This is a genomic window from Cupriavidus sp. 05N40 (assembly GCF_056397305.1).
The window spans coordinates 1-3,612 of record NZ_JBFTND010000403.1; the positions used below are offsets into that span (position 1 = coordinate 1).

Sequence of the window (3,612 nt, forward strand, 5' to 3'; positions counted from 1 at the left end):
GCTCTACTGGGTACTGGGCGCCAGCACGCCCGCGCAGCAGCACCTGTTCCAGACCGGCTGGTTCCTGGAGTCGCTGCTGTCGCAGACCCTGATCGTCCACGTGATTCGCACGCGGAACATTCCCTTTGTGCAAAGCCGCGGCAGCACCACGCTGATTGCCACCACATTGACGATCTGCCTGATCGGCATCTGGCTGCCGTACTCGCCGCTGGCGGCGCCGCTGGGCCTGCTATCCCCGCCGGGCACGCTCTGGCTATTCCTGCCGCCGATCATCCTCGGCTATTGCTGCCTGACCTATGCGCTGCGCGGATGGCTGATCCGGCGTTTTTCGATTGACTGAGGCGCTATCCGGGGATCCGTGGCCCAACCCTTGATATAGCACAAGGACTGGCTTCGCCTACGGCCTATTCTGAGCGCAAGCGGGAACTAGCTCGCAGCGCGCAGCCGCCGCACGAAGGATGGGAGGCAAATCGATGAATTCGCCACTTGCCCGCTTTGCGGGGCGGGAGGAAGCCGCAGCGCAGCTAGCCGCGGCACTCTCCGAATATCGGGGCCAGCATCCCTTGATCCTTGCCATTCCGAAGGGCGGCGTACCCGTCGGTCGCGGACTCGCCGACGCGCTGGAGGGGCAACTCGATGTGGCACTGGTCAGCAAGCTGGCCGGCCCCGCCAACGGCATCGCCGCGATCGGCGCGGTGACCGAGAACGGCTGGACCTACCGCGTGGAGAACCCGGTAGGCGGGCAGCCCGATCCCATGCATTTTGCGCGGGAACGGCTGACAAAACTCGATCTGCTGCGGCAGCAATGTGCAATCTACACATCGCATCGCGCACGGCCTGACCCGCATGGCCGCGTCGTGATCCTGGTGGACGACGGACTCTGCACCGGCGCCACCATGATGGCGGCGATCCACGCGGTACGCAGGCAGCAGCCAGCCAGGCTGGTTTGCGCGGTTCCCGTGGGCACCCTCCAGGGGCTGGCGGCGGTTCGCGCCAGCGCCGATGAGGTGGTGTGCCTGCGCACCGCCGGGCCAGATCACGATGTCCACCATGCCTACCAGTGCTTTCCGGAGGTGGAYGACGGAGTAGTCCGCGCACTGCTCTGGCGCGATATCGAACCGCACAATGCCGAGGCCATCGGAACGAAAACCCTGGCGGCCGCTGTGCCGGTAGGCATCCCGTGCGACGRCATCAGGCTGCACGGCGTGCTCGACGCCCCCGCCAGTCCTGTGGGATTGGTGCTGATGGTACATGCCAACGGCATCGACGACCATGCCGTGCGCAACCAGTATGTGGCGAGGAAACTGCGCGGCAGGGGGCTGGCCACGCTACTGGTGGACCTGATCGGGCCACGAGAGGTGATGCGGATGGAGAAGCGCCGGGACATCGCCATGCTGTCCGGCAGGCTGCGCGGGGTAATACAGGCGGTGCCAGGCTACGTGCACGCGCGGCTGCGTTTGCCGGCGCTCCCGCTCGGCTGCTTTGGCACCGGCACCGCTGCGGCCGCCGCATTGAGCGTGGCGGCGGAGGAGGGGACGGATTTACGCACGCTGGTCCTTGCCGCGGGACGCGTGGACCTGGCCGATGCCGAAATCTTGGGCAAGGTGACCATACCTACGCTTCTCGTGGTGGGCGCCAGCGATCCGGAGGGCATTCGGATCAATGACCTGGTGTTCGGCAGGCTTCGCTGTCCCCGGCAATTGCGGCTGGTGGCGGGCGAGGGCAGGGTATTCGAGGAACCCGCAGCGATTGAAGAACTGGCAGCGCTGACAGGAAGCTGGTTCTCGCAATTGCTTGCCGATGGGCGGATCGTTGTCGTGTAGGCATGCCCGGGGTTGTGCTTTTTTTACGTTGGTGGATACGGGGGCAAGGAGGGGCTGGCGCTTATCACCATACCGGCGCAATAGACTGGGCAGGCAGCAGTTTGCTTGTGGGCGCCAGCAAGCAATGCTTTCTTGACTATGCTTTTGATCAGGATTTCAAACTGTTGCGGAGTCAGCGCTGAGGGAATCAGGAAGGAACGCCATGAACAAGTCCAATAAGCAAGAGTGGAAAAAACGCGATCCCGATGGCGCGACACCGTATATGACCTTTGAGGAGCAGCGCTTCCGCCGTCCGGTTTTATACACCCTAAGTGAGCGTCTTAACGCGATTTCTTGGCCGGCACCAGCTTCTTGAAGTTATCGCTCCGCCTGACAATCGCCGCCGAGAACTCCGGCATACCTGGAGCGCTGATTCCAGAGTCCGGCCCATCTTTGACACGGGACTCGTGCGCACCTTGTATTTTGGTCAAGTGGCCGTGGTCAAGGCTAACGATGGACGTCACCAGGATGATTCGCTTTGTGTTGCCAGCGGCAAGCACTCGCGGTGATTGTGACAAGAGGACTACCTTCACGCCGAAGGAGCGCTTCATGCCTGCGGCTCGCCCTGGGCTGTAGAACTCGTCGCCACGTGGAGATACTGGTGGAGCCGCGGCGAAGTCCATTTCGCAACAATTGACTTTCGATAAACGTCCAAATGCCAAGGCGCCCCGGCCATGCCGAAATAGACTATCTGCTATATGCGAAGTGCCGTTGCCGGCAGCGTCAGCATATGAGGTCTTTCGAAGCGGCTTGGTCAACAGTTCATCGTGGACAATCGCCCAGGCGCCGGCGGGAGCATCGGCGCGGGTATCGGCGCACGGGCGAAGGCTGACGGCTACACGCTGCTGATCGGTGCGTCTGCGCCTCAGGCAATCAATCCCCATCTATACAGCAAGCTGACATACGACGCACAGAAGGACTTCGCCCCAATCGGTCTACTTACGTGGCTGCCGTATCTGTTCGTTGTCAGCAAAGAGAACTCCGCAAAGGATCTAAAGCAGTTTTTGGACGCGGCAAGGAAAGCCCCCAATACCCTGAGTTACGCGACAACAGGGGTAGGAACCACCAGTCATCTCGTGATGTCGGTCCTTATGTCGAAGGCGGGCGTGAAGATGGTTCACGTTCCGTACAAGGGAAGCAGCCAGGCGCAGACCGACATCCTCGGCGGGCAGGTCGCATGCACGTTCGATACTTTGGTTTCGGAACTGGCTATGGTGAAGAGCGGCAAGCTCAAGGCGCTTGCAGTGAGTACGCCTAAGCGCACAGAGATTTTGCCGGGCGTGCTGACTGCGGCTGAACAAGGGTTCCCGGGCTTCGATATGGGGGCTTGGCTTGGGCTCATTACGCCGGCCGGTGTGTCGGCCGATATCCGGAAAAAACTGGCGAAGGAGGTGAACATCATCCTGCAAGAACCAGAGACCAGAACGAAGCTGACTCAGCTAGGAGCCGAAGTTCRCACCACGTCTTCACCAACTGAGTTCGGGGCATTCATGAAGAGTGAGTACGACTCTTGGGGAAAGATTGTGCGTGATTTTGATGTTAAGGCTGAGTGAAGGAAGGAGCCAGAGCGAAATGGGAAAAATGAGTAGCTCCGAGATGAGTGAGCATGAATGGGAAACACGCGTTCAGCTTGCCGCATGTTATCGGCTAGTGTCGCACTTTGGAATGAGTGACCTGGTCTACAACCATATCACTGCCAGAATTCCCGGTCCCGACGACCATCTACTCATCAATGCATATGGGTATATGT

The 3,612-nt window shown here is 60.7% G+C and carries 4 protein-coding genes and 1 pseudogene; all 5 read left to right on the forward strand.

Going from position 1 to position 3,612, the window contains the following annotated elements:
- Window positions 1-340, forward strand: a 340-nt coding sequence (locus AC1DO7_RS40870; protein WP_477117534.1) for a cation transporting ATPase C-terminal domain-containing protein, incomplete at its 5' end; no start/stop codon positions are given.
- A 133-nt stretch (window positions 341-473) separates the two neighbouring features.
- Window positions 474-1,823 (forward strand): phosphoribosyltransferase family protein, encoded by a 1,350-nt coding sequence (locus AC1DO7_RS40875; RefSeq protein WP_477117535.1) that lies wholly within the window; start codon window positions 474-476, stop codon window positions 1,821-1,823.
- 202 nt (window positions 1,824-2,025) lie between these two features.
- Window positions 2,026-2,178: a hypothetical protein gene (locus AC1DO7_RS40880; RefSeq protein WP_441620409.1), complete on the forward strand. Its 153-nt coding sequence runs from the start codon at window positions 2,026-2,028 to the stop codon at window positions 2,176-2,178.
- 430 nt (window positions 2,179-2,608) lie between these two features.
- Window positions 2,609-3,415 (forward strand): annotated as a pseudogene (locus AC1DO7_RS40885) (Bug family tripartite tricarboxylate transporter substrate binding protein); the annotation flags it as partial.
- Between the two features lie 19 nt (window positions 3,416-3,434).
- On the forward strand, window positions 3,435-3,612 hold a 178-nt coding region (locus tag AC1DO7_RS40890; protein WP_477117536.1), incomplete at its 3' end, for a class II aldolase/adducin family protein.